The organism is Bacteroides sp. f07, assembly GCF_042854785.1.
Classification (GTDB): Bacteria; Bacteroidota; Bacteroidia; order Bacteroidales; family Bacteroidaceae; genus Bacteroides.
Genome location: NZ_BAABXI010000003.1, coordinates 495,560 through 522,019 on the forward strand (window position 1 = coordinate 495,560; position 26,460 = coordinate 522,019).

Consider the following 26,460-nt stretch of genomic DNA (forward strand, 5'->3'; position numbering starts at 1 on the left):
AAAAAACAGATATGAACAGAATCCTCACTATTCTAGTATGCTTGACCGCTACTTGCTGCATCCACGCACAGGGCGGAAAGAATGAAAAAATGGACCGATTTATCGACCAACTCATAAGCAAAATGACATTGGAAGAGAAAATCGGGCAACTGAATCTTCCCAGTGCCGGAGACATCACTACCGGTCAGGCAACCAGCAGCAACATCGCCGACAAAATCCGTAAGGGACAAGTCGGCGGCTTGTTCAACATCAAAGGAGTGACTAAAATACGCGACGTACAACGTATTGCCGTAGAAGAAAGCCGCTTAAAGATTCCATTACTATTCGGTATGGACGTGATTCACGGATATGAGACAGCATTCCCCATTCCTTTGGGATTGGCAGCTACCTGGAATATGGAAGCTATCGAGCAGTCGGCACGCATAGCCGCCATTGAAGCAAGTGCGGACGGCATCTGCTGGACGTTCAGCCCGATGGTGGACATCAGCCAGGATGCCCGTTGGGGACGTGTCTCCGAAGGAAATGGAGAAGACCCTTTCCTAGGCGGTGAAATCGCCAAAGCAATGGTACGGGGATATCAGGGAGACAACTCCTACACCTCAAATAACCATATCATGGCTTGTGTGAAACATTATGCCCTTTATGGAGCCGGTTTTGCCGGAAGAGATTACAACACGGTAGATATGAGCCGTATCCGTATGTTCAACGAATATATGTATCCATATAAGGCAGCGATAGAAGCCGGTGTAGGAAGTGTCATGGCATCTTTCAACGAAGTGGACGGCGTGCCTGCTACTGCCAACAAGTGGCTGATGACGGACATACTACGCAAGCAATGGAAATTTGACGGTTTTGTTGTGACGGACTATACCGGTATCAGCGAAATGGTGCCGCATGGTATCGGTGACTTGCCGACAGTATCGGCACGTGCCCTCAAAGCGGGAATTGACATGGACATGGTAAGCGAAGGATTCCTGACTACGCTAGCCCAGTCACTGAAAGAGAATAAAGTCAATGTGGAAGAGATAGACCAAGCCTGCCGCCGGATACTGGAAGCTAAATATAAACTCGGTCTTTTTGATAACCCGTATAAGTTTTGTGACCCCGACCGTCCGGCTAAAGAGATTTACACCCGTGAAAGCAGAGAGATTGCCCGTAAGATTGCCGCTGAAAGTTTTGTGTTGCTGAAGAACCAGCAGGAAGTACTTCCCTTAAAGAAATCCGGGAAAATCGCCGTTATCGGTCCGCTTGCCAATACCCGTTCCAATATGCCGGGCACCTGGAGCGTAGCCGTGGATTTGAACAAACCGATGACTCTGGTGGAAGGAATCCGGGAAGTAGCCGGAAAAGACACACGCGTATTCTATGCAAAAGGCAGTAATCTGACAGCCGATCCTGAGTTGGAAAAAAGAGCTACGATGTTCGGCAGAGAATTGGGCAGAGACAACCGTACGGATAAGGAATTGCTGAATGAGGCATTGAAAGTGGCACGCCAATCAGATGTTATTGTAGCGGCTTTGGGCGAATCTTCCGAGATGAGCGGTGAATCGAGCAGCCGCACCGACCTCAACATACCTGATGTCCAGAAAGAACTATTGGCAGAACTGGCAAAGACAGGCAAGCCGGTGGTACTCGTCGTTTTCACCGGACGCCCGTTAACGCTGACTTGGGAAGAGAAACATATTCCGGCTATTCTGAATGTATGGTTTGGTGGTACGGAAGCGGCTCCGGCTATCGCAGACGTGTTATTCGGAGATGTAAACCCAAGTGGCAAGCTGACTATGAGCTTTCCGCAAAATGTAGGACAGTCTCCTTTATTCTACAACCATAAGAATACAGGACGCCCCCTGGAAGAAGGAAAATGGTTTGAGAAATTCCGCAGCAACTATCTTGACGTAAGCAATGACCCTCTCTATCCTTTCGGCTTCGGACTCAGCTACACGCAGTTCGAATACAGTAACCTGCAACTGAGCCATTCACAGCTTCGGACAGATGGAGAATTGACAGCCACCGTTACACTCACAAATACAGGGAAACGAGACGGACAGGAAACCGTACAACTATATATCCGTGATGTAGTAGGAAGTGTCACGCGACCGGTGAAGGAGTTGAAAGGCTTCCAAAAGGTATTCCTGAAGGCCGGAGAATCAAAGAATATTTCTTTCAAAATCACGCCGGAACTTTTGAAGTTCTACAACTACGACCTCGATTATGTTTATGAACCGGGAGAGTTCCAGGTCATGGTCGGCGGCAACAGTCGGGATACGAAGATGGCAACATTCACGCTGCTGGAAGAGGAGAAAATCTCGGAAGAAGCATTGCTGGATAGCGTACAAAGACGTACGTTCGATTATTTCTGGAACGGAGCGGAGCCGGTGAGCGGAATGGCAAGAGAACGGTTGAATGTGGATGGCAACTATCCGCTGAACGACCGGCATATTATTACTTCAGGCGGCAGCGGCTTCGGCATTATGGCTATTATTGCCGGAATAGAACGGAACTACGTCACCCGTGAAGAAGGATTTGCACGAATGGCAAAAATTGTCTCTTTCTTAGAACGGGCCGACAAGTTTCATGGAGCTTTCCCGCATTGGTGGGATGGAGAGACAGGAAAAATAAAACCGTTCGGTCCTAAAGACAACGGTGGGGATTTGGTAGAGACAGCTTTCCTCGTACAAGGTTTACTCGCTGCACACCAATACTACGTAAATGGCAACAAAGAAGAACGGGAACTTGCCGCACGCATGGATAAGCTGTGGAGAGACGTGGACTGGAACTGGTACCGGAATAAGGAGAATGTACTTTTCTGGCATTGGAGCCCGGAGCATCAGTGGGATATGAATTTCCGTGTACGTGGATTCAATGAATGTTTGATTATGTATATTTTGGCTGCCGCTTCACCTACACACGGAGTTCCGGCAAAGGTTTACCACGAAGGCTGGGCGGAAAACGGCGCAATCGTTAAGCCGCATACTGCCGAGCATCTGCCGATGAACCTAAGATACCAGACCGGCAGCGTCGGGCCTCTCTTCTGGGCTCATTATTCTTTCCTGGGACTTGACCCGAACGGACTGAAAGACCAATACGCCAACTACTTCGATGAAATGAAGAACTACACGCTGGCTAATCGCGCTTATTGCATCCGCAATCCCAAGAATTATAAAGGATATGGTGAAAATTGTTGGGGACTGACCGCCAGTTACTCCGTTAAGGGGTATGCTGCACATGCTCCCAACGAAAAAGAAGACCACGGAGTTATCAGCCCGACCGCCGCTCTTTCTTCCATCGTTTATACGCCGGAAGAATCAATGGACGTAATGAAATACCTGTATCAAAAGAAAAACAAGACATGGGGGGAGTACGGTTTCTACGATGCCTTCAGTGAAACGGAAAACTGGTATCCGCAGCAATATCTTGCCATCGACCAGGGGCCTGTTGCCGTGATGATTGAGAACTACCGTTCACAACTGCTTTGGAAACTGTTTATGCAGCATCCTGATATACAAAAAGGATTACGCAAACTGGGATTCTCCAGTCCGCATCTTAATAAAAAGAAATAATTAAAATCGCCGGAGCAGCTATTAATCCACTCCGGCGATTTCTCTATTGATTCTATTTCCACTTACTATAACATCAATCAACTATTCGGATGAATGTCCAACTTCACCGGTTTTATCATATTCTCCGGTTTCAGAATGGTATCCAAATCTTCTTTGGAAAGGATATTATGTTCCAATACAAGTTCATAAACTCCCTTTCCTGTCTCTAACGCTTCTTTGGCAATCTTCGTAGAGTTCTTATATCCGATTACCGGATTCAAGGCTGTCACTACTCCGATGCTGTCGTGCACGTCCCGACGGCATTTTTCTTCATTTGCCGTGATACCGTCCACACACAGAGTACGCAGAGTATCGAAGCCATTCATGAACAAATCCGCAGATTCAAAACAGCATTGTGCCATCACCGGCTCCATTGCATTCAGTTCCATTTGGGCGGCTTCGCCGCTCATGGCTACACAAAGGTCATTTCCTATTACCTTATAGGCTATCTGATTCATGACTTCGGGAATCACCGGATTGACTTTTCCGGGCATGATGGAAGAACCCGGCTGCATAGCCGGCAAGTTAATCTCTCCCAATCCGCAACGGGGACCGGAAGCCAATAGCCGCAAATCATTGCATATTTTATTCATCTTGACAGCCACACGTCTCATGGCAGCCGAATAGCCTACCATGCAGGAAGTATCCGAAGTGGCTCCTATCAGGTCGTCCGCCAGTTTTATATCCAGTCCGGTGATTTTACGCAAAGCGGCAATACACTTTTCGGCATATCCAGGCTCGGCGGTGATGCCGGTTCCGATGGCAGTTGCCCCCATATTGACCGTCAGAAAATCCTGTGCGGCAAAGTCGAGGTTCTTCACTTCATGTTCCAGGATGCTTGCAAATCCGTTGAATGTCTGTCCGAGGGTCATCGGCACAGCGTCTTCCAACTGAGTACGTCCCATCTTAATCACATGCGCAAACTCTTTTCCTTTCTTGCGGAAAGATGCTATCAACTCGGTGAAATGTTTCACCAGTTTCAGGTGGGTATAATATAAGCCTATGTGAATAGCGGTAGGATAAGCATCATTGGTGGATTGCGAACGGTTCACGTGGTCGTTGGGAGAACAATACTGGTATTCGCCGCGCTGGTGTCCCAGCAGTTCCAACGCACGGTTGGCAATCACTTCATTGGCGTTCATGTTCGTCGTGGTTCCGGCTCCGCCCTGAATCATGTCGACAGGAAATTGTTCGTGATGTTTCCCTTCGAGAATTTCCTTACAAGCTTTCAAAATAGCGTCTGTTTGTTCTTCGGTCAGCAAATCCAGTTCACGGTTGGCAACGGCAGCCCCCATTTTCGTGATAACCAACGCCTGAATAAATAAAGGATACTCATTCAAATGAAACTTGCTGATGCGAAAGTTTTCAATACCACGGAGTGTCTGCACTCCATACAATGCACTTTCAGGCACTTCACGACTTCCTATCAAGTCGCTTTCTGTACGAGTTTTCTTCGATAAATTCTGTTCCATATCGGTTGTTTTATAACAATAACATTTTAGTTAGTACTTATATAACCAACCAGCGAGCTTATTGTTTTTATAAATATGCAAAAACTATTCAATAAGTTTTTTGTTGTTAATAGAAGAAAAAGAAAATACAAAGAACGAAAACACTTATCTTTGTGTTTAAACTTAAAAGAAGCAACAACCTATGATATTACAATTAGCATTTGTTCTGACTGCCATTATTATTGGCGCACGCCTGGGCGGTATTGGCCTTGGCGTTATGGGAGGCGTTGGATTGGCGATACTCACGTTCGTTTTTGGTTTACAACCCACCGCTCCGCCTATCGACGTCATGCTGATGATTGCCGCCGTCATTTCGGCAGCCGCTTGTATGCAAGCCGCCGGGGGGCTCGACTACATGGTAAAGCTGGCAGAACATTTGCTACGAAAAAATCCGTCACACGTCACTCTGTTAAGTCCGCTGGTGACTTATCTGTTTACTTTCGTGGCAGGAACCGGACATGTGGCCTACTCCGTATTGCCCGTGATAGCGGAAGTTGCCACTGAAACCAAAATCCGCCCGGAACGTCCGCTCGGCATTGCGGTCATCGCTTCTCAACAAGCCATCACGGCAAGTCCTATCTCCGCCGCCACCGTTGCTTTACTCGGACTGCTGGCGGGATTTGATATTACTCTCTTCGATATTCTTAAAATTACAATTCCCGCTACTATCGTTGGTGTTCTGGTAGGCGCTTTATTCTCAATGAAAGTGGGGAAAGACCTTGTAGACGACCCCGAATATCAGAAACGGTTGAAAGAAGGTCTTTTCAACGACAAGAAAGTAGAGATTAAAGATGTCAAGAACAAACGTTCAGCGATGATTTCCGTCATCATTTTTATATTGGCGACTGCGTTTATCGTACTCTTCGGCTCTTTTGAAGGTATGCGCCCGTCTTTCCTTATTGACGGTGAGATTGTTACATTAGGAATGTCATCCATCATCGAAATTGTCATGTTATCAGCCGCAGCCATCATCTTGTTAGTGACAAAGACAGATGGAATCAAGGCAACGCAAGGTTCCGTATTCCCTGCCGGGATGCAAGCGGTTATCGCTATCTTCGGTATTGCCTGGATGGGTGATACGTTTCTTCAAGGGAATATGGCACAACTAACTTTCTCTATTGAAGGCATTGTCCGCGAGATGCCGTGGCTTTTCGGGATTGCGCTGTTCGTGATGTCTATCCTGCTTTACAGTCAGGCAGCCACCGTGCGGGCACTCGTACCACTAGGTATCGCGCTGGGCATCTCTCCGTATATGCTTATTGCCCTGTTCCCCGCCGTTAACGGATATTTCTTTATCCCGAACTACCCCACCGTGGTGGCCGCCATCAATTTCGACCGGACAGGGACAACAAAAATCGGCAGATATGTGTTGAATCATTCGTTCATGATGCCGGGACTGGTGTCGACAGCCGTCGCGATTGCGTTGGGACTGCTTTTTATACAAATATTCTAATATATATTATTAACCTAAACTTCATTCAGTTATGAAACAATTCAAAAAAATTGGTCTGGTAGTAACCGCCCTGCTACTTACCGTAACGATGGCTTTTGCCGCAAAACCGAATATTCATATTCTTGCCACCGGTGGAACTATTGCCGGTACGGGAAGTTCTGCTACCGGAACCAGCTACACGGCAGGACAAGTTGCCATCGGCGCATTGCTCGATGCTGTTCCCGAGATTAAAGACATCGCTAACGTGACAGGCGAACAGATTGTAAGAATCGGCTCGCAGGACATGAACGATGAAGTATGGCTGACACTTGCCAAGAAAATCAATGAGCTGTTGAAACGCCCGGATATTGACGGCATCGTCATCACTCACGGAACGGATACGATGGAAGAAACCGCTTATTTTCTGAACCTGACCGTTAAAAGCGACAAACCGGTAGTATTGGTAGGCGCTATGCGTCCTTCCACTGCGTTAAGTGCTGACGGTCCGTTGAATCTTTATAATGCCGTCGTTACTGCCGCCGCCAAAGAATCCAAAGACAAAGGCGTATTGGTAGCCATGAACGGACTTATCCTGGGAGCAGAAAGCACGGTAAAGATGAATACCGTCGACGTTGAGACTTTCCAGGCTCCTAACTCCGGTGCACTGGGGTATGTGCTGAACGGAAAAGTATTCTACAATCAAGTGACGCTCAAAAAACATACAACTCAGTCTGTATTCGATGTAACGCATCTTACTTCACTGCCTAAAGTCGGTATCGTATATAGCTACTCCAACATCGAAGCGGATATGATGACTCCCCTGCTCAACAACGGATACAAAGGAATCATCCATGCAGGAGTCGGCAACGGGAATATCCACAAGAACATCTTCCCGTCATTAATAGACGCCCGAAGAAAGGGAATCCTCGTTGTCCGCTCTTCCCGTGTACCGACCGGGCCTACCACCCTCGATGCAGAAGTAGACGATGCCAAGTATCAATTCGTCGCTTCACAGGAACTGAATCCACAAAAATCCCGTGTTTTGCTAATGCTCGCATTAACCAAAACCACCGACTGGCGCCAAATTCAGCAGTACTTTAACGAATACTAAAAACCGGACCGACTTATGAAAAAATTAATACTTATGCTGCTCTTGGCGGGCAGCATGCAGGGAGTATATGCTCAAGAAACAAAGAAAAAAGATAAATTCTCACCCAACACTCCCTTATTTGAAGAACTGACGGACGTAAAAAAGAAGACGGATAAGTTCAATCTTTATCTGAATATGCAAGGTAGCTTCGATGCTCACTTCCAAGATGGATTCCAGGAAGGTGATTTCAATATGCACCAGCTCCGCATCGAAGCGAAAGGGAATATCAACAACTGGCTCTCTTACCGTTACCGCCAACGCCTCAACCGATCGAACGACGCAAACGGCATGATTGACAATCTCCCGACTTCCATCGACTACGCCGGCATCGGCATCAAGCTGAACGACCAGTTCAATCTTTTCGCCGGAAAGCAATGTACGGCATATGGTGGTTTCGAGTTCGACCTGAACCCGATTGATGTCTACCAATACTGTGACATGATTGAGTACATGAGTAACTTCATGACCGGATTGAATGTCGGCTATAATGTCACGCCCGACCAGCAACTTAACCTGCAAGTACTGAACAGCCGTAACGGTTCTTTCGACAGCACCTACGGAATCACGGAAGATGCAGAAGGAAATGTCCCCGATTTGAAGTCCGGCAAAATGCCTTTGGTTTATACATTGAACTGGAACGGTAATTTTAATAATGTATTCAAGACCCGCTGGTCAGCTTCCGTCATGAACGAAGCCAAGAGCCATAATATGTATTATTATGCTTTGGGAAACGAACTGAACCTGGGAAAATGGAATGCTTTTGTGGATTTCATGTATTCGAAAGAGGATATCGACCGTAAAGGTATCATTACCAATATCGTAGGTCGTCCGGGCGGACATAATGCTTTTGACGCAGGTTATCTTTCTGTAGTAGCCAAATGCAACTATCGTTTTTTGCCGAAATGGAACGCCTTTGTGAAAGGTATGTATGAGACGGCTTCAGTCACCAAGGCGTCCGAAGGAGTAGAAAAAGGAAATTACCGCACTTCCTGGGGTTACCTGGCAGGGGTCGAGTTTTATCCGATGGAAACCAACCTGCACTTCTTCGTCACCTACGTAGGACGTTCGTACGATTTCACTTCCCGCGCCAAAGTATTGGGACAGGAGAATTACAGTACCAACCGTATTTCAGTAGGATTCATCTGGCAGATGCCTGTGTTCTAGAAAACAGACAGTAAGACATAAAAATACCCGGTAGCTCTTGTACAGCTACCGGGTATTTTTATATGTTCGTTCTCAATAAGAATTAATACTCTTCCTCATTAAAGAAAAAATCTTCCTTACTAGGATAATCCGGCCAAATATCTTCGATACTTTCATAGATTTCGCCCTCATCTTCCATCTCCTGGAGATTCTCAATAACTTCAAGAGGAGCACCCGAACGCATGGCATAATCAATCAATTCATCCTTGGTTGCCGGCCAGGGAGCATCTTCAAGTTTTGATGCTAGTTCCAATGTCCAATACATAATTTTGAGTATTTAAAGTGAATACTAAATTTGTCTTGCTTTCTAATTTTCGGCAAAAGTATAATAAAATCTATCATTTCCAACTATTATCCCAAAATATTTCGTTGTTTTGTTCATCAAAATTAATCTTTCGGGATAAAACAAACAAATAATCTGATAATCTGTTGACAAAAGCTAACACTTTTGGGGAAATTGTACAAGTTTCGGATAGAGTCAGAATACGTCTTTCCGCTCTCCGACAAACAGTACGGCAAATATGACAAACAGATGCTCCCCGACTTCCGCCCGGAATAATAAATGCACAAAGTTCCGGCAGTTGCTCATCCAGTTTATCAATCTCATGTTCAATGCTTTCCACATCTTCTGAAGTAATGATACTGGCAGGTTTCAATTGCGTTTTCTCCTGATCGGTGGCAAGATGAGAACCGATAGCAAACAATTTATGCTGAATACCCAAGATAAAACCACGGTCTGCTTCATCCAACAGATAAGTATGTAGCCACCCCAAATGAGAGTTCAATTCGTCCACTGTCCCGTAGGCTTCCAAACGGATATGTGTTTTCGGTACACGGCTACCGCCAACCAGGCTGGTAGTCCCTTTATCACCGGTTTTTGTATATACAAGGCTCTTTTTCATAATGTTCTTTTTTTAGTCATCTATATAAGATAAACGTACAAAGGTTCTCAGAAGTTGACGATATAATGCTGTTTTATTTTTGTTTTATCAAAAAAGAGCAGGCCGAGGTCGTATAAGTCAAAAGTAATCCCTACGCGCTCATCCTCCTGCAGTCGCCGCCAAAGCGCTTTCATCTCTTTCGAATAGCAGATGCCATGTACGACAAATACACTTTTCAAAGTAGTCCGCCGCGCACAGATATTAAATACCTCTTCCAATAATTCCGGATTCCGATAATCATCCAAATAGAGGAAATCGAGCGGAACGTCTGCATCCAAAAACAATTCTGACAAGTCGGAAGCAAAAAGATACTCAGCAGAAGGTTTAGCCGATTGAAGGTAAAGTGAGGCCACCGAAGGACAACCAACTTCGACAATAGTGGCAGGTTGCACCTTATTCACCAGCCGGAACAAAAAACGATTTACCTTTTGTGTACCTTTACTGTACCCACGCTCTCTTACCAGCTTTTTCTGTTCCTTTTTCAAAGAATCGTAAGCATAGTAAGGCATTTTTTCATATATCACATCTGTTATCAGACTGAAAGCAAAAGGTGAATGTACGCCATATCCGCAACGATAACGGAAACGGGAAAGCCAGATAAAAGGTCTTTTTATACAGAGTAGAAAATTCATAAAACCATCATTCGTTTTTTATTCGTAACGCAAAGATATGTTTTTTTATTTCACAGAAGCAAACCGGGAAAGAAATGTTATAATATCCGGTAATTAAAGAAAGTGGATTTCATTAGAAAAGGGTTGGCTCCTTACGGAGCCAACCCTCATTACTCATCTATTCCAAGTTACTACTGTAGTCTGAATACCACAGGTACAGTATATTTCACTCGTACTTTCTTGCCATTCTGTACTCCGGGAGTCCATTTCGGCATAGAGCTTATCACACGGATAGCTTCTTTGTCCAAATAGGCATCTACCCCTCGTACCACTGTCGGATTAGCAATTGAACCGTCTTTGTTTACAACAAACTGGACAATTACCCGTCCTGCTGAACCCATTTCCTGTGAAATCGTCGGATACTTGATATTACTACCCAAATACTTCATCAATGCGGTCATACCTCCAGGAAACTCCGGCATGGTTTCTACATGTTCATGTATTTCAATCTCATCCACCACTTCTGTTTCCACGACAGGCGGAACCCAAATGACTTCGTAAGGTTGCCCCTGATCTTCAGAAACTGTTGTAACTGCATCCGTTACCTCTTGTTCGTTAGTTACTATTTCGATCAATTCTGACGGTTTAACTTCCGGAGGTGGAGGCGGTTCCAGTTTCTCATCAGGGAACGTAATTGGAACAAGCTCCTCTACAAAGATGGGGTCGTTAGCTAACGAATTTGCTGCTAATCTCACATCATGCTGTGTCCATTCGAACGAAACAAACATGAAAGCAAGCGCAACAATCACACCCATCAGCAACCAAGAACCACGTTGGTTCTCTATTGCAGCCTTTTTTGACTTTTTGGCTTCCATAAAAAATGTGTTTAAGTAATTAATAATAGAAAATATATAGTATATATACTACTTTTCATCTTTCCTCTTAAGCATTACTTAAAGTGCTCTCTAGCTGCAATAAATATAGTATTTTTATGGATAACTTGTCACACTAGTTCTTGTTTATTTTATTCTTTTTCCTTCTTTTGGATAAAATTTATGAATAAAAACGACTACTTACGCACCGAAAATTTATAGATACAATGACTATCATACTTCTCTCCGGGTCTTAACACTGCCGAAGGCCATTCGGGTTTGTTCGGTGTATCCGGATACTTTTGCGTTTCCAGACAAACAGCCGAACGGAAGTTATAAACAATACCTTTCTTGCCTTTTAAAGATCCGTCCAAGAAATTGCCGCAATAAACCTGAAGTCCGGGTTCATTCGTGCAGACATCCAGTATAATACCTGTGACCGGAGATTCCAAAGAGGCACATACCTGATTGATTGATGTCTATGGCATTATCATCTGTCAGCGTCATAGTTACGGTACAATTCAAGTCGCCAGGGAAATACTCTTCGCTATTCTTTGACAAATAGGTCAGTGCGAGTTCTTGGGCGTTCTTTTGTACTCCCTTGAATACACGGTACTGATATCACGCATCACACCATCCTTGTCCAGAACCATAACGGATACAATCCGTCCTCCAAAGTTGGTGACACATACTCTCATATTATTCTTGTTTTTCAATACAAATAGGTTTGTTCTTCCCCCGTCCACATCTGCCAGGAAGTCACTTCGTTTCAAACCGGAATCCGTTAATCCGTTTTTTGTTTTTGTAGTGCATGCAACCATCAAGATTGCACACACCAAAAGAATTAATTTTATTTCAGAGGCTAGCAAACCCCGAAGGGAAACAGCAAGTGGATTTATCCGGCTGTTCCCCTTATTCTTACTACTTTCAATATACACACTAATAAAAAGGGGCTTCAGCTTTCAGCCACCTTAAAAAAGCCCCCTTTTCATCGACACTTTTGGCTGAAAGCACACCTGAAAGCAAAAATGGATATGAGTGCTGCCTCTTTTTTCAGAGCTTGTTTTTACTTACAATAGAGCCTCTATTTTCCGGAAACACAGGCTCCGTTTCATTAAAACACAGGCTCTATTTTACTAAAATGCAGGCTCTGTTTTACTCAGCCTACGTGCTAATGATGCTCAGCCCACACTACGCACTCTTTAACCCACGTGTCAGATTTGTTTTCAACTACTGATTCTCATAAGTATAACATAAACTTTTGATTCATAAGTTCCACCAGTTTCACCTTACATCTGAAACATCGATGAATAAGGAGATAGCGGGTGAAAGCATAGGAAAAAACAAGGTGAAGCCTTCCATTTTCGATTCCACCTGTTGAATTTATTTATTTGCTGGACATATAGATCCACCGTGCTGAATATATAGATACAATACGGTGAGTATATAGATGTAATCTGTTGAATATATAGATATACCAATTCAAGTATTAACAGATGAGTTCCAAGGTGTTAATACCTGACAACTAAGATGTTAATATCCGACAGTTCATCTATTAATACCTGACAGCATATTTGCTATAAGCATATTTTCATTAGCTATAATCATATCCGGATTAGCTATAATGATATTGGTTTTAGCTCAAGGGATATTTTGAAAAAAACAAGGTGAAACCGATAATGTCCGGTTTCACCTAAATTCACCCCTTGCTTTCACCCGCTATCACCTTATTCATCGGTATTTCGAGAATCAGGTGAAATTGATGAACAGCAATTATATTATAGTTGCATTTATGATACTTTATTTGGTTCTCTTCTTTCTATCTGCATTTTCCTTTTTACGCATATCCTGATACTTCTTATATTGTTCATCAGTCAGGATACTTTTTATTTTAGCTTCCCCCTCTGTTCTCTTTTTTTGCATCTCTTCGCGTGAAGGCCTTTCACCTGAGTTACTCTTTGCAGGTCTCATTTCTTCCATTGCAGCTTTAAAATCCTTAGCCTGCTTTTCATTCAGTCCTAAGTCAGTGATCATTTGCTCCATACGCTTCTCTCTATCAACTTTCCCTTTTTGACGGTTCTGAGCCATACATACAGTTGAGCCAATCAAGAACACAACAACCAAACTTAAAATTTGCTTTCTCATAATTCTAACATATTATTAAATGAATAATGTATGTTAGACCTCACAAATGACTGAAAGTTAATTCCGGTTCAAAGAAAAGAGCACTGTTTTCACATTATTTATCTAACGAAGAATAAATCTAAAACATAAATAAGTATGTTTTATCTCCCTCCTATCCACCTGCCCTGCTTCCATTTCATGCCCGAAGGCATCAAGTTGGTTACGGAATTATTTCGTTATTCTGTTTTTTCGACGACCATATTCCATCCTTTTTGAAGGTTCAAGTTGTAGATTGTGCGATTTCCCCACCAATCTTCGCCTTCCCAATACCAATGAGTTACGAGAGGTAGAAAAGAAAACCTTAGTCTGTATCTGATAGATAAGCCCCGCACCCCAGCAGAACGCCAACAGAACAAAGAAACATTGGAGCTTGCCACAAAGATACGCGCAGAGCGTGAACAGGAGTTTAAAGAAATGCTTCGGAAAGATGTTCTCTCTCCCAAAGAAATCCAAAAGTTGGCGGCTTGCCATTATGACAACGAGAACCCGAATGTCAGACGTGCTTTTATCTTCTGCTTATACTGCGGTCTGCGATTCTGTGATGTAAAAGACCTTACCTATAAGAATGTGGATTACGCTAATCGGTTATTGAAGTTTGAACAAAGCAAGACAAAGGGACATTCTGCCAGTAGCGGTGTGGTTATTCCTCTGAATGACGGTCTATTGTCTATCATTGGTGAAGCCACGGCAGATAAAAACTGTTTAATATTCGATTTGCCTACTTACGAAAGCTGTTGTAAGTCAGTAAAGCGTTGGGTAAAGAGAGCCGGAATAGACAAACATATAAGCTGGCATTGCACCCGACATTCGCTTGCCGTGAACATTCTGAATAATGGGGCAAATGTCAAAACCGTAGCCAGCCTTTTAGGTCATAGCGGATTAAAGCATACGGAAAAGTACACCCGTGTGGTGGATAAATTGAAAGAGAAAGCAATAAACAGCTTGCCCGAACTAAAGTTTTAATCATAAAAGACTTATCTTTGTAACTATGAACTTTGAAGCATTAGTAAAACATATCAGCACGATACAGAACACGTTGCAGGCACAAGCTGCACACGCTGTAAACCTTGCCCTTACTTCCCGTAACTGGCTTATGGGTTGCTATATTGTGGAATTTGAGCAGAACGGAGAAGACCGTGCCGCCTACGGTGAACAACTGTTAAAGAAGCTGGAACAACGACTGAAAACAAAAGGTCTGAATGAACGTAGATTCCGTGAATTTAGGCGGTTGTACCTTGTTTATCCACAATTAAAAGAACCTGTTACACAATACATTGCATCACAAATTCAAATTCGGCAGTCATTGACCGCCGAATTTACTGAACCAATTCGGCGGTTAGTGACCGCCGAATCTGAAAATGGCGTTTGGAAACTATCAACAGAATACCCACAAACTGAAACATGGATGATTCCGGCTGATAGATTATTCAACAGATTATCTTCCACCCATTTAAACACTATATCGGGAATTGAGAACCCGGTAAAACGTGCTTTCTATGAAATGGAAACTATTCGTAGCTGCTGGTCTGTAAAGGAGTTGGAGCGACAAATCGCATCTTTATATTACGAACGTAGCGGACTATCCAAAAACAAAGAAGCCCTCTCCGCTTTAGTCCAGCAACAAGCAACCTTATTACAACCTAAAGATGTTATCAATACCCCTGTTACTTTGGAGTTCTTAGGGTTGAATGAACGTGCATTAGTGACGGAAAACGATTTGGAACAATCCATTCTTGACAACTTGCAACGCTTCCTATTGGAAATGGGACATGGCTTCTGCTTTGAAGCCCGACAAAAACGCATCTTGATTGATGAAGATTATTTCTTTGCCGACCTTGTGTTCTATCATCGCATTTTGAAATGTCATGTTATTGTGGAGTTGTTATGTTGTGCACAACATAAAATCTCATATGTTGCATAGCCATTTATGTTGGCTTCCAACTCTAATCCTTTGTATATAAACAATCTCTTCATTTTCTACACAACATAAATTTCTACGCAAAGTTGGCATAATATCACAGACTATCCAAAAAATCCATTAGTTTTTTATCGTCCTTCCAATGGCTTTTCACTTTATACTTCTTCTCTATTTCACAATTTGACAACGCTTTCGCCTTCATTTCCATATTAACTTCAGCATAAATATTGGTCGTATTAATGGATACATGCCCAAGCCAAGCTCTGATAGTATTGATATCAACACCTGATTGGAGTAGATGGGTTGCGGTTGTATGTCTGATTGTATGCGGACTGACGCGTTTCTTTTTAATTGTAGGCATCTTATCTTCTATCTTTTCTGCATAACGGGTTACCATCTCATAGATGCCAAAGCGGGTTATTGGTTGTCCAACTCGGTTTAAAAAGACATGGTCATCCTCTGTTCTGTTTTTGATAATGGAAGATAGTGCCTCACGGGTATGTTGCCATAATGGACATCTTCTTGTTTTATTTCCCTTGCCCGTTATAGTCACTACAGCCAAGCCCTTTTTCTTGGGTAGGGATAAATCCCTTATCAATAAAGTAGCAGCTTCTTCTGCCCGCGCTCCCGTATTATACAAAAAAAGTAAGAGGGCATAATCTCTCCACCCTTGGCTTGTACTTTTATCTGGTGCGTCCAGTAGTGCATTCATTTCCTCTTTTTCAAGGTACGTTATCAAAGTCCTCCTGGTCTTTTTGACAGGTATGTTTCTTATATTTCGACTCCATTCTATATGCTCCGGACTGTTGGCGGATACATACTTTGCAAGAGAACAAAAAGCAGCCAGTCTGATATTTCTGGTCTTGATTGAACATGACCTGTCTTTTTCAAGACTTTCCAGGAAGTTGGCAACCCTGGTATCTGTAATATCAGTAAGGAGTATCTTGTCCACTTCTTTTTTCACACACTTGGCAATAAAAGGCATCAGCAATCTGATCGCATCCCGGTACGATTTAAGCGTATTGGCAGACAGGTTACGTATATTTGTCAGATATTCACAAAGAAACCTTCGTATCCAGTATCCGGCATAAAACTTATTTTCTTCATTCATCTTTTCCTTGTTTTATGTATGATTCAAAACGGTTGTTTGCTTCTCCCAGCAGTCCATCGGTCATGGTCAGGTAGACTGACGTATGGGATAAATGTGTATGTCCAAGATATGTGCTCAACACAGGGAGCAACTGTTGGACGTCCTGATTCTCCCTATACCATGAAGTAAGCCGATGGACGGCGAAGGTGTGCCTCAGGTCATGTAATCTTGGCTGAAAGGGGGATTTATCCGAACGGGAGATACCGGCATGTTCCCTGATTCTTTCAAAAGCACCTCTCACGGTGTCTATATGCATGTCCAAGCCTTTCTTATCTAAAAAGAGTTTGCTTTCGGGTACGCAGCACATGCCTTGTTTCTCTCTCCATTTCAAAAAAGTATCAATCAACTCTCCAACCTTATGGTTGTATGTGACAATCCGTGACTTGTAAAATTTCGATTCTCGTATATGCACATACAAATCCGGTTGGTTCAGGTCTCTTATTCTCAAAGACATCGTTTCGTGGAGCCTCAATCCAAGAAAATAGGTCAGTTGCAGTATCATCTTCATGCATTCAGGATGGATTTTACTCCGGTTTTTCTGATATTCCATGGCTGAGCGGAACAACCGTTGCAGTTCCGGTTTGCTATAAATATAAGGTGTCATGTGCTCCAAACGCTTGGGCAAGTCTGCGGGAAGGGGTACATTGTTCATTATACCCCGTGACATGGCCCATTGGAACATGCCCTTTAAGGCTGTGTGCCTTATGAACCAGCCGGCAGTGACCGTTCCTGTGGGATAATATAAATAGGGTTCGACCTGTCCTACTGTCAGTTCCGCCGGATTCGTATCGCCACCGATATGCTTCATAAAAGAACGCAATGCTTGCGCGTTTGTCTTGAACTTTTCTCCCAAAGCCCGTCTGTAACTTATATAAAGTTCTGTCATTTCATTCAGTTTCATAGCAAGCCCTCCCAATCCATGTCAGCAACCTTACGTAAGTTCTTAATGTCGACTTTGGCATATATGCGTGTGGTATCAAGCCCGATGTGCCCCAGCAAATCTGCGATTTCTTTCAAGGAATGCCCGGTGTTGATAAGGCGTGTGGCACAAGTATGACGCAGGCTGTGCGGCCCGTAATGGCGCAACTCCAGTCCTTTGCCTTTCAGTTCGTCCCTGACCAGCTTGTATATAGTCGAAGTGGAAAGCTGTTCATGAGGGGCACGTCTGCATAAAAAGAGGTATTCGTTTCCGCTTTTATTAAAGCGTGCCTCTTTGATGTATCTGATAATGGCATCGCCAACGATGGGAAGCAAAGGTAGCACTTGTGGCCTGCAGTTCTTGGCCCGTCTTAAATACAGCGTTTCATTCCGCCAGTCTATATCTTTCAACTTCATGTTTGTCACCTCACTGCAACGAAGGCCATAGACAGTCAAAAGAAGCAATATGGCATAATCCCTGACACCTGTCCCGGCGGCATCCTTTTTGGATTGCAGGATATCTTGAACTGTCTCCCAAGGGACAAACGAAGGCAGGTTTTCATGGGCATATACTCTCGGGGCTTTTAAGCTATACACAAGTCCGGGATTACACAGACCTTTTTTTTCTGCGTATCTGAAAAATCCACGAAGGACAGTGACGGTATCGGCTATCGTTCTTCTGTTACAACCGTCCTCATCATGTCTCTTACGTATATAGTCATCAAGAACTGAAGACGTTATATCTTTCAATCCGTCGACTTTTAAGTTCAGCATCATCGTTTTGAGCTGACTGTATCTGCCTTCGGTGGTGCTTGAAGAATAGCCTTTGTTTTGTTTCAGCCAATCAAGATATTCCATCACATGTTCTTTAAAGGGAAACGCATCATCTTCACATATAAGCTGACCCATATAAGATAACCAACTGGTAGTATATGATATAAAACGTCTTCTTGCGTATATCCCGGATGCATCTCTTACACCGGGCTTCTGTACAGTCATCCAACTGTCAGCGGATTCTCGGATATCCTCAATACTGACCATGCGTCTGTCCTCAACATGCAGATAGTCAATTAAATGAAGTTGGTATGCGGCTATATCCCGTAGTGTTTGTGTAGCCGCACCTTTGTCTTCCCATATTTGAAGATACTCAGCCCGTTCTTTTAACAAAGGATAGGTGAGATAACGTAACTTATGATGTTTACGGGTAAAAAGGCGGTTCAAAATAATAGCATTATTTGTATAGATGCCATCTAACTTGCCTATGTAGGCAAGCCATGAAAAAGCAATATCCATATATTTTCGAACACTGCTGGGACTGTTGTCCTTTCTCTTCATCGGATGGTTCTTTTTTGTCTTTGACCATGTGATGGCGGCGTCCTTGATGCTACTGATAGGGACCTGTTCAGAGAAGCCATCTTCAAGCTTGAGGCTTGTGACTATCAGTAGTAGATAATCTGCCAAAGAAAGCAGATAATTATGGCTGTAGTTGCGCTTTTCAGCCATGAAAGCAAGATAGTTTTCACGTTCCTTCAATAAAGGAGCGTCGAGGTGCTTTTGCAAGTACCATTTGCGTCGAATGATTGTTTCAAGCATAATTCTTCTTTTTAAAGTTAATACTTAGGCTGTTTCCTAAATATGAAGAATTAAGGCGAGTTATATGCTTTTTAGAGCAAGTAAGTTTGGTCAAATGGAGACTTTTAGCTTCTTTTGCAGCTAAATTTATGTTGTGTAGAAAATGAAGAGATTGTTTATATACAAAGGATTAGAGTTAGAAGCCAACATAAATGGCTACGCAACATATGAGTTGAAGATAGACAAGTTCCGCCATGAGTATGCTTCGCAACTAAATATGTATCTGAACTATTTTAAAGCAGAAGTGATGCAGCCGGATGATAACCCACCTATCGGTATTTTGCTGTGTACCGAAAAAGGAGATACATTGGTAAAGTATGCCACTGCCGGGTTAGACCCAAATATCTTTGTACAGAAGTATAGGATAGAGCTTCCAACAGAAGAAGAAATAAAAGAGTTCATTTCTTCCTCAAACTATGAGAGTTACAAACTTTAAAATTGGCGAAAAGAAAAAAGATTGTTTCTTCTTTCGCCAGCATATACTTTCAGTCAATAGAAATAAGTTTAGTTCGTTTTGGATATATATACAAAAGCATAAACTAAACTCACAATAAAATGGATTTATAAAAAGGGAGGAAGATGTTTTGATAAAGTTAGGAATCTATTTTTCCTTTTTAAGAGAACAACTCACGAAGTTATTCTATATTTCAATTGTAATTAGTTTATAGTATGGAAGATTTTAACTCACAATACGCCAACCATTCGAAATTAGAACAGCTAAAGCAGTTCATTTTGGAACATGGTACTTATATCGAACTCAAAAAGGGCGAACGATTCACTATTCAAGGCAAAGTGAATCATCAGGGAGCTTATATTGAACACGGCTTATTGAGATATACTCGTGTGGATGAAAAAGGAAACATACACATAGTAGGATATACTTTCTCCGGAGAATTTGCAGGAAGTTTATGCACACTTATAGAACCCAATCAACCGTCATTAGTAACAATTGAAGCCGTTTACGATACAAAGATTTGTTATATGTCCTATTCAAAAGTGGAGGAATTCTTTGCTGCAAATGTAGAAACCATGCAACTAAAATGTACGCTTGTTGAACAATCTATCAGCAAACCAACGAGTTACGAGGAGTAGAAAAGAAAAGCGGAGAGAGTTTTTCAACTTTCTCCGCTTCAGTACCCAGACCCGGGGTCGAACCGGGATGGAAGTGAATCCACTGGTGTTTGAGACCAGCGCGTCTACCGATTCCGCCATCTGGGCGCATGCTTGATTTCTCAATTGCGGTGCAAAGATACGACATTATTTTGAATCTACAATAGTTTGGCAAAAAAAAGGAGAAAAAAATAATAAAACATGTCTTAAACACTTCTCTATTCAGAGAATAAACCGTACATTAGCAGAAACTTTAAAATAGAGTCACTGTCATGACAAATAAGGATAATTATTGCGTGATCATGGGTGGCGGCATTGGAAGCCGCTTTTGGCCGTTTAGCCGCAAAACATTGCCCAAACAATTTTTAGATTTCTTCGGAACCGGTCGCTCACTCTTGCAACAGACTTTTGACCGCTTCCAAAAGGTTATTCCAACAGAAAATATTCTTATCGTTACCAACACAATGTATGCGGACTTAGTGAAGGAGCAATTGCCCGAAGTGAACGAAGAACAGATTCTACTGGAACCCGCTAGAAGAAATACCGCTCCATGCATCGCATGGGCTTCCTACCACATCAAAGCACTAAACCCAAACGCCAATATCGTAGTTGCCCCCTCGGATCACCTGATTTTAAAAGAGGACGAATTTCTTGCCGCTATTGAAAAAGGTCTGGATTTTGTTTCACGCTCGGAAAAACTACTCACTTTAGGAATCAAACCCAACCGTCCGGAAACCGGATACGGATATATACAAATCGATGAACCTGCCGGTGACAATTTCTATAAAGTAAAGACGTTCACCGAAAAACCGGAACTGGAATTAGCCAAAGTTTTTGTGGAGAGCGGGGAGTTCTATTGGAATTCCGGGTTGTTTATGTGGAATGTTAATTCTATCATCAAGGCAAGTGAGGAGTTATTGCCCGAACTGGCTTCCAAACTGGCGCCCGGAAAGGATATTTATGCTACTGATGCGGAAAAGGCATTCATTGAAGAGAATTTTCCCGCATGTCCCAATGTATCCATTGATATAGGCATTATGGAAAAAGCGGATAATGTATATGTATCCTTAGGAGATTTCGGTTGGTCTGATCTTGGAACTTGGGGATCGCTTTATGATTTATCGGAAAGAGACATGGAAGGCAATGTTACGCTGAAGTGCCATTCACAGATCTATAACAGTAAAGATAATATGGTAGTGCTTCCAAAAGGGAAACTGGCCGTAATTGACGGATTGGAAGGATATCTGATAGCAGAATCGGACAACGTCCTGCTGATTTGCCGCAAAGATGAAGAACATGCTATCCGTAAATATGTGAATGATGCCCAAATGCAACTGGGCGATGATTTTATTTAATAGATTCAATCGAAGGCCGGAACAAAAAATAGACCGGATAAGATAATCGCAGACTAAAAAGTAAACGGTGAACGCCCTGCAAGTAATCATGCAGTTTGTTCACCGTTCTCTGTTTTTATAATCGAATAAAACTTTGTGTGTCCTAAATCAATCGGGCGTTCTTAGATAACCTCTATTCCCTGTTCCTTGCAAAGTTGCAATCCCAAGTCTTTCAATCTGAACTTCTGAATCTTGCCACTGCCCGTCATCGGAAATTCGTCCACAAAAAAGATATATTTCGGTATTTTATAACGGGATATCTTATTTCTACAGAAATCACGCACATCCTCTGCCTGCATCGTCACACCTTCATGCAGAATGATGAATGCCCCGACAGCCTCACCGTATTTTTTGGAGGGAATTCCTGCCACCTGGACATCTTTCACTCCTTCAAGTTTATAAAGGAATTCCTCGATTTCACGCGGATAAATATTCTCGCCGCCACGAATAATCATATCTTTGATACGTCCGGTAATCCGATAATTCCCGTCTTCGTCCTTTATACCCAAGTCACCGGAATGCAGGAAGTTGTTGGCATCGAGAACCTCGGCTGTCGCTTCAGGATTCTTATAATATCCTTTCATCGTGTTATAACCGCGATTGCACATCTCACCCTGCACGCCGACCGGGCATTCCTCGCCAGTCTCCGGATCGAGCACTTTCACTTCCGTGAATTCGAAATCACGGCCTACCGTATTACAACGTACTTCAAACGGGTCGTCAATACGGGTAGCCGTCATACCGGGAGCAGCTTCCGTCAATCCGTAGACACTGGTCACCTTCATATACATCTTCTCTTCCACTTGTTTCATCAGCTCAACCGGACAGAGAGAACCTGCCATAATACCCGTACGGAGACAAGACATATCAAAGAGGTCGAACATCGGGTGATGCAATTCGGCAATAAACATGGTCGGCACTCCATATAAAGCCGTACAACGCTCTTTATGAATAGAAGCCAGTACAACCAACGGGTCAAAACGCTCTACCATCACTTGCGTACAGCCATGAGTCAGACAGTTCATAGTAGCCAACACGACTCCAAAACAATGGAACAACGGCACACAGCAGCAGAGTTTGTCATCGGACGTAAACTTCATGTGCTCACCGGTCAAGAAACCATTATTGGTAATATTATAATGTGTCAGCATCACTCCCTTCGGAAAACCGGTAGTTCCTGATGTATACTGCATATTTACCACATCATGGCGGTCGACCTTACTTTTGAGTTCATTCAAACAGTCATCTTCCACGTTATCTCCCAGCAGCAGAATCTCAGCCGTGTTATACATTCCACGATGTTTTTCCTGCCCCACATACACTACATTCTTCATATACGGGAAACGTTCGCTCTTCAAATGTCCGCGTTCGCAGGTTTTCAGTTCGGGAAGCATGGTGTAGGTCATCTGTACGAAGTCACTATCCTTCTCACCATTCACGATGCAGAGGGTATGCATATCCGAGTCCTGGCAAAGATATTCCAGTTCGGCTTGCTTATAGTTCGTATTTACAGTAACATACACCGCCCCAATCTTGGCACAGGCATACAGTAATGTCAGCCAGTCGGGCACATTGGCCGCCCAAATGCCGACATGCGTACCCCGTTCCACACCAATGGCGATAAGCCCTTTTGCCATATCATCCACACGGCGGTTGAACTGGCTCCAGGTAAAACGGAGATTACGGTCGGAATATACGATATATTCTTTATCAGGAGTCTCTTCAGCCCAGTGTTCCAGCCACTGTCCCAAAGTACGGTCAAATAATTGCATGGAGTTTCTTTCTATACTTAATACTTTATTTAAATCGGTGTATAAATCACTGCCAGGATTTTAGCAGCCTGTCCTTCATAAGCGTGCACGTGGTGAGGAACGATGGAATCATAATAAATACTGTCGCCTTCTTCAAGCAGGTAGGTATTCTTACCATAACTGATTTCCATGATACCTTCCATGACCATAATAAATTCTTCACCTTCATGAGAAGAAAGTACGAAGTCGGTATCTTCCGTCGGCATCACATCAATGATAAACGGCTCCATGTGACGGTCCGCTTTCGATTTGGAGAGAGAATGATACTCCATATGTTTGCGGGAATGAATCGCGTTATTGGAGAAGCTGATCGCATCTTTGGCCTCTTTCTTACGGCATACCACTGGCCCCACTTCATCCTGGTCGTCAAGGAACGTACCCAAACGTACCCCTAACACACGAGCAATCTTAATGAGCGGTGCAAGAGAAGGGATATCGATATTATTCTCGATACGCTCAACCTGTTCAATAGCCAGGCCGGAGCGCTGTGCCAATTCTTCTATGGTAATTGATTTATCCTCACGGAGAGCTTTAATTTTTTCGCCGACAATTTTACTGGTATCCATATTGTAAGTATTTTAGTTGTCAAAGGTGATAAATTATAATAATTAGGTTGCAAAAATAGCAAATTCTTTAGATGGACACAATTATAATCAAAGAAAATATGACTATCCGACAGAAAAAGAAGGAACTAAAAAAAGCCGTTACCCATAACGGGAAACGGCTTTCTAAACTTTTCGCAGCAAGTAGATTACTTACGCAAACCGAGTTCTTTAACGATAGCACGATATCTTTCGATATCTTTCGCTTTCAGGTAATCGAGCAAACGACGACGCTTACCTACCAACATTGTTAAAGCTCTCTCTGTACTATAATCTTTTCTGTTGAGCTTCATGTGCTCAGTCAGGTGAGAAATACGGTAGGAAAACAAAGCTATCTGCGCTTCAGCTGAGCCAGTATCAGTGTTAGACTTCCCGTGCTTTCCGAAGATTTCTTGCTTTTTAGCAGCATCTAAATACATAATTCTTAGAATTTTAATATAGTAAATAATTCTTTTGAGCGTGCAAAGATAGGGATTATCTTTATATCCCACAACGATTTACAAGAAAAAATTGCTGTCATTGCATATATTTCTAATCCTTATTTCGTACCTTTGCAGCCAAATAATAGGTATTATATGCAAAATATTAGAAACATTGCAATCATTGCCCATGTCGACCATGGGAAAACAACGCTGGTTGACAAGATGCTATTGGCGGGAAATTTATTCCGCAACAACCAAAATAGTGGTGAACTTATCCTGGATAATAACGATTTGGAACGCGAACGTGGTATAACGATTCTTTCCAAAAACGTTTCCATCAACTACAACGGTACTAAAATTAATATTATTGATACTCCGGGACACAGCGACTTCGGTGGTGAAGTAGAACGTGTGTTGAACATGGCCGACGGTTGTATTCTGTTGGTAGACGCCTTCGAAGGTCCGATGCCTCAAACCCGTTTCGTCCTGCAGAAAGCATTGGAAATCGGTCTGAAGCCCATTGTGGTAGTTAACAAGGTAGATAAGCCCAACTGCCGCCCGGACGAAGTATACGAAATGGTTTTCGACCTGATGTTCAGTCTCAACGCAACAGAAGACCAGTTGGACTTCCCTGTTATTTATGGTTCTGCCAAAAATAACTGGATGAGTACAGACTGGCAACATCCGACCGACACCATTACTCCGCTGCTGGATTGTATCATCGAAAACATTCCCGCTCCGCAACAACTGGAAGGAACTCCGCAGATGCTGATTACTTCCCTGGACTATTCTTCCTATACGGGTCGTATTGCCGTAGGCCGTGTACATCGCGGTACTTTAAAGGAAGGCATGAACGTAACACTTGTAAAACGTAACGGCGATATATCCAAGAGTAAAATCAAGGAACTTCATGTTTTCGAAGGTTTAGGCCGCGCAAAGACAACGGAAGTTTCTTCCGGTGATATTTGTGCATTGGTAGGTATCGACGGGTTTGAAATCGGAGATACTGTATGCGACTTTGAAAATCCGGAAGCATTGCCGCCAATCGCAATCGACGAGCCGACCATGAGCATGCTGTTTGCTATCAACGACTCTCCTTTCTTCGGTAAAGATGGCAAGTTCGTGACTTCACGCCATATCCATGACCGCCTGACGAAAGAGCTCGACAAGAACCTTGCTCTCCGCGTAAGAAAGAGTGAAGAAGACGGTAAGTGGATTGTTTCAGGCCGTGGCGTACTCCATCTTTCTGTATTGATTGAAACAATGCGCCGTGAGGGATATGAATTGCAGGTAGGTCAGCCGCAGGTTATCTTCAAAGAAATCGATGGTGTGAAATGCGAGCCGATTGAAGAATTGACAATCAACGTGCCGGAAGAATATTCAAGCAAGATTATTGATATGGTCACCCGCCGCAAGGGTGAAATGGTGAAGATGGAGAATACAGGCGAACGTATTAACCTCGAATTCAATATGCCTTCACGCGGTATCATCGGATTGCGAACGAATGTACTGACTGCCTCGGCCGGTGAAGCTATCATGGCACACCGCTTCAAAGAATACCAACCGCACAAGGGAGAAATCGAACGCCGCACAAACGGTTCTATGATTGCTATGGAGAGCGGAACTGCTTTCGCCTATGCTATCGACAAACTTCAGGACCGCGGCAAGTTCTTCATCTTCCCGCAGGACGAAGTGTATGCAGGACAGGTAGTAGGCGAGCACTCTCACGACAACGACCTGGTAATCAACGTTACCAAATCGAAGAAACTGACCAATATGCGTGCTTCCGGCTCAGATGACAAAGTCCGTCTGATTCCGCCTATCCAGTTCTCACTCGAAGAGGCACTGGAGTATATTAAGGAAGACGAATACGTGGAAGTCACTCCGAAAGCGATGCGCATGCGTAAAGTGATTCTGGATGAAATCGAACGTAAGCGTGCGAATAAGAACTAAACAATTCAAATATCATGATATTGAAACGGGGAACAGGCTATCTGCTC

The 26,460-nt window shown here is 43.3% G+C and carries 20 protein-coding genes, 1 tRNA gene and 4 pseudogenes; 11 read left to right on the top strand and 14 right to left on the bottom strand.

What is annotated here, in order from left to right:
* Positions 1-11: 11 nt before the first annotated feature.
* Positions 12-2,297 (top strand): annotated as a pseudogene (gene bglX / locus ACGHVY_RS21940) (beta-glucosidase BglX); the annotation flags it as partial.
* A 234-nt stretch (positions 2,298-2,531) separates the two neighbouring features.
* Positions 2,532-3,560, top strand: coding sequence for a glucoamylase family protein (locus ACGHVY_RS21945; protein ID WP_390602063.1), 1,029 nt, complete (start codon positions 2,532-2,534; stop codon positions 3,558-3,560).
* A gap of 77 nt (positions 3,561-3,637) precedes the next feature.
* Here the strand turns inward: ACGHVY_RS21945 and ACGHVY_RS21950 are convergent, their stop codons facing one another.
* On the bottom strand, positions 3,638-5,071 hold the full coding sequence (locus ACGHVY_RS21950; protein ID WP_390601574.1) for an aspartate ammonia-lyase: 1,434 nt from the start codon (positions 5,069-5,071) through the stop codon (positions 3,638-3,640).
* 181 nt (positions 5,072-5,252) lie between these two features.
* Between ACGHVY_RS21950 and ACGHVY_RS21955 the strand changes: the two genes are divergently transcribed.
* The 3 genes from ACGHVY_RS21955 to ACGHVY_RS21965 are packed head-to-tail and all read left to right on the top strand — an operon-like array spanning position 5,253 to position 8,856.
* Complete coding sequence (locus ACGHVY_RS21955) at positions 5,253-6,563, top strand: anaerobic C4-dicarboxylate transporter (RefSeq protein WP_308745945.1); 1,311 nt, start codon at positions 5,253-5,255, stop codon at positions 6,561-6,563.
* Between the two features lie 31 nt (positions 6,564-6,594).
* A complete protein-coding gene (gene ansB, locus ACGHVY_RS21960; protein WP_308745944.1) occupies positions 6,595-7,653 on the top strand; it encodes an L-asparaginase 2 in 1,059 nt (352 codons plus the stop codon).
* 15 nt (positions 7,654-7,668) lie between these two features.
* Positions 7,669-8,856, top strand: a complete 1,188-nt coding sequence (locus ACGHVY_RS21965; RefSeq protein ID WP_390601577.1) for a porin — start codon at positions 7,669-7,671, stop codon at positions 8,854-8,856.
* Between the two features lie 82 nt (positions 8,857-8,938).
* Here ACGHVY_RS21965 and ACGHVY_RS21970 read toward each other — a convergent pair whose 3' ends face one another.
* From ACGHVY_RS21970 to ACGHVY_RS21995, 6 genes and pseudogenes are all read right to left on the bottom strand, one after another.
* On the bottom strand, positions 8,939-9,160 hold the full coding sequence (locus tag ACGHVY_RS21970) for a DUF2795 domain-containing protein (protein WP_002558131.1): 222 nt from the start codon (positions 9,158-9,160) through the stop codon (positions 8,939-8,941).
* Positions 9,161-9,233: 73 nt separating this feature from the next.
* Positions 9,234-9,797, bottom strand: a complete 564-nt coding sequence (locus tag ACGHVY_RS21975; protein WP_308745942.1) for a cob(I)yrinic acid a,c-diamide adenosyltransferase — start codon at positions 9,795-9,797, stop codon at positions 9,234-9,236.
* A 47-nt stretch (positions 9,798-9,844) separates the two neighbouring features.
* Positions 9,845-10,468: a hypothetical protein gene (locus tag ACGHVY_RS21980; protein ID WP_308745941.1), complete on the bottom strand. Its 624-nt coding sequence runs from the start codon at positions 10,466-10,468 to the stop codon at positions 9,845-9,847.
* 170 nt (positions 10,469-10,638) lie between these two features.
* Positions 10,639-11,322, bottom strand: coding sequence for an energy transducer TonB (locus tag ACGHVY_RS21985; protein WP_308745940.1), 684 nt, complete (start codon positions 11,320-11,322; stop codon positions 10,639-10,641).
* Positions 11,323-11,516: 194 nt separating this feature from the next.
* A pseudogene (locus ACGHVY_RS21990) lies at positions 11,517-12,140 on the bottom strand (hypothetical protein).
* A gap of 979 nt (positions 12,141-13,119) precedes the next feature.
* The gene (locus ACGHVY_RS21995; RefSeq protein WP_308745939.1) at positions 13,120-13,464 is read right to left on the bottom strand and encodes a hypothetical protein; all 345 of its coding nucleotides are present in this window, start codon (positions 13,462-13,464) and stop codon (positions 13,120-13,122) included.
* 345 nt (positions 13,465-13,809) lie between these two features.
* On the opposite strand from ACGHVY_RS21995, the gene ACGHVY_RS22000 reads away from it, so the two are divergent.
* Together ACGHVY_RS22000 and ACGHVY_RS22005 are read left to right on the top strand one after the other, a co-directional pair.
* A complete protein-coding gene (locus ACGHVY_RS22000; protein WP_390602064.1) occupies positions 13,810-14,466 on the top strand; it encodes a site-specific integrase in 657 nt (218 codons plus the stop codon).
* A 25-nt stretch (positions 14,467-14,491) separates the two neighbouring features.
* Positions 14,492-15,385: pseudogene (locus ACGHVY_RS22005) on the top strand (PDDEXK nuclease domain-containing protein); the annotation flags it as partial.
* A gap of 133 nt (positions 15,386-15,518) precedes the next feature.
* On the opposite strand, the gene ACGHVY_RS22010 reads toward ACGHVY_RS22005, so the two are convergent.
* The 3 genes from ACGHVY_RS22010 to ACGHVY_RS22020 are packed head-to-tail and all read right to left on the bottom strand — an operon-like array spanning position 15,519 to position 19,082.
* Complete coding sequence (locus ACGHVY_RS22010; protein ID WP_390599542.1) at positions 15,519-16,532, bottom strand: tyrosine-type recombinase/integrase; 1,014 nt, start codon at positions 16,530-16,532, stop codon at positions 15,519-15,521.
* Entirely contained in the window at positions 16,525-17,472 is a 948-nt protein-coding gene (locus ACGHVY_RS22015; RefSeq protein WP_390599543.1) for a tyrosine-type recombinase/integrase, read from the bottom strand. Before ACGHVY_RS22015 ends, ACGHVY_RS22010 begins: the two co-directional genes overlap by 8 nt.
* Positions 17,469-19,082, bottom strand: coding sequence for a tyrosine-type recombinase/integrase (locus ACGHVY_RS22020; protein ID WP_390601321.1), 1,614 nt, complete (start codon positions 19,080-19,082; stop codon positions 17,469-17,471). Before ACGHVY_RS22020 ends, ACGHVY_RS22015 begins: the two co-directional genes overlap by 4 nt.
* Before the next feature lie 142 nt (positions 19,083-19,224).
* On the opposite strand from ACGHVY_RS22020, the gene ACGHVY_RS22025 reads away from it, so the two are divergent.
* Positions 19,225-19,557: a PDDEXK nuclease domain-containing protein gene (locus tag ACGHVY_RS22025; RefSeq protein ID WP_390601580.1), complete on the top strand. Its 333-nt coding sequence runs from the start codon at positions 19,225-19,227 to the stop codon at positions 19,555-19,557.
* A gap of 233 nt (positions 19,558-19,790) precedes the next feature.
* Positions 19,791-20,183: pseudogene (locus ACGHVY_RS22030) on the top strand (Crp/Fnr family transcriptional regulator); the annotation flags it as partial.
* Between the two features lie 72 nt (positions 20,184-20,255).
* Here the strand turns inward: ACGHVY_RS22030 and ACGHVY_RS22035 are convergent.
* Positions 20,256-20,339: transfer RNA gene (locus ACGHVY_RS22035), tRNA-Leu, on the bottom strand.
* A 164-nt stretch (positions 20,340-20,503) separates the two neighbouring features.
* Between ACGHVY_RS22035 and ACGHVY_RS22040 the strand changes: the two genes are divergently transcribed.
* Positions 20,504-21,586: a mannose-1-phosphate guanylyltransferase gene (locus tag ACGHVY_RS22040; protein ID WP_390601582.1), complete on the top strand. Its 1,083-nt coding sequence runs from the start codon at positions 20,504-20,506 to the stop codon at positions 21,584-21,586.
* 161 nt (positions 21,587-21,747) lie between these two features.
* On the opposite strand, the gene ACGHVY_RS22045 is transcribed toward ACGHVY_RS22040, so the two are convergent.
* The 3 genes from ACGHVY_RS22045 to rpsO all read right to left on the bottom strand — a co-directional run bounded on the left by ACGHVY_RS22045 (position 21,748) and on the right by rpsO (position 24,457).
* Positions 21,748-23,397, bottom strand: coding sequence for an AMP-binding protein (locus ACGHVY_RS22045; RefSeq protein ID WP_390601584.1), 1,650 nt, complete (start codon positions 23,395-23,397; stop codon positions 21,748-21,750).
* A 29-nt stretch (positions 23,398-23,426) separates the two neighbouring features.
* Positions 23,427-24,002: an XRE family transcriptional regulator gene (locus ACGHVY_RS22050; RefSeq protein WP_308747134.1), complete on the bottom strand. Its 576-nt coding sequence runs from the start codon at positions 24,000-24,002 to the stop codon at positions 23,427-23,429.
* Positions 24,003-24,187: 185 nt separating this feature from the next.
* Positions 24,188-24,457 (bottom strand): 30S ribosomal protein S15, encoded by a 270-nt coding sequence (rpsO, locus tag ACGHVY_RS22055; RefSeq protein ID WP_308747135.1) that lies wholly within the window; start codon positions 24,455-24,457, stop codon positions 24,188-24,190.
* A 156-nt stretch (positions 24,458-24,613) separates the two neighbouring features.
* On the opposite strand from rpsO, the gene typA reads away from it, so the two are divergent.
* The gene (typA, locus tag ACGHVY_RS22060; protein WP_308747136.1) at positions 24,614-26,413 is read left to right on the top strand and encodes a translational GTPase TypA; all 1,800 of its coding nucleotides are present in this window, start codon (positions 24,614-24,616) and stop codon (positions 26,411-26,413) included.
* The last annotated feature ends 47 nt before the right edge of the window (positions 26,414-26,460 follow it).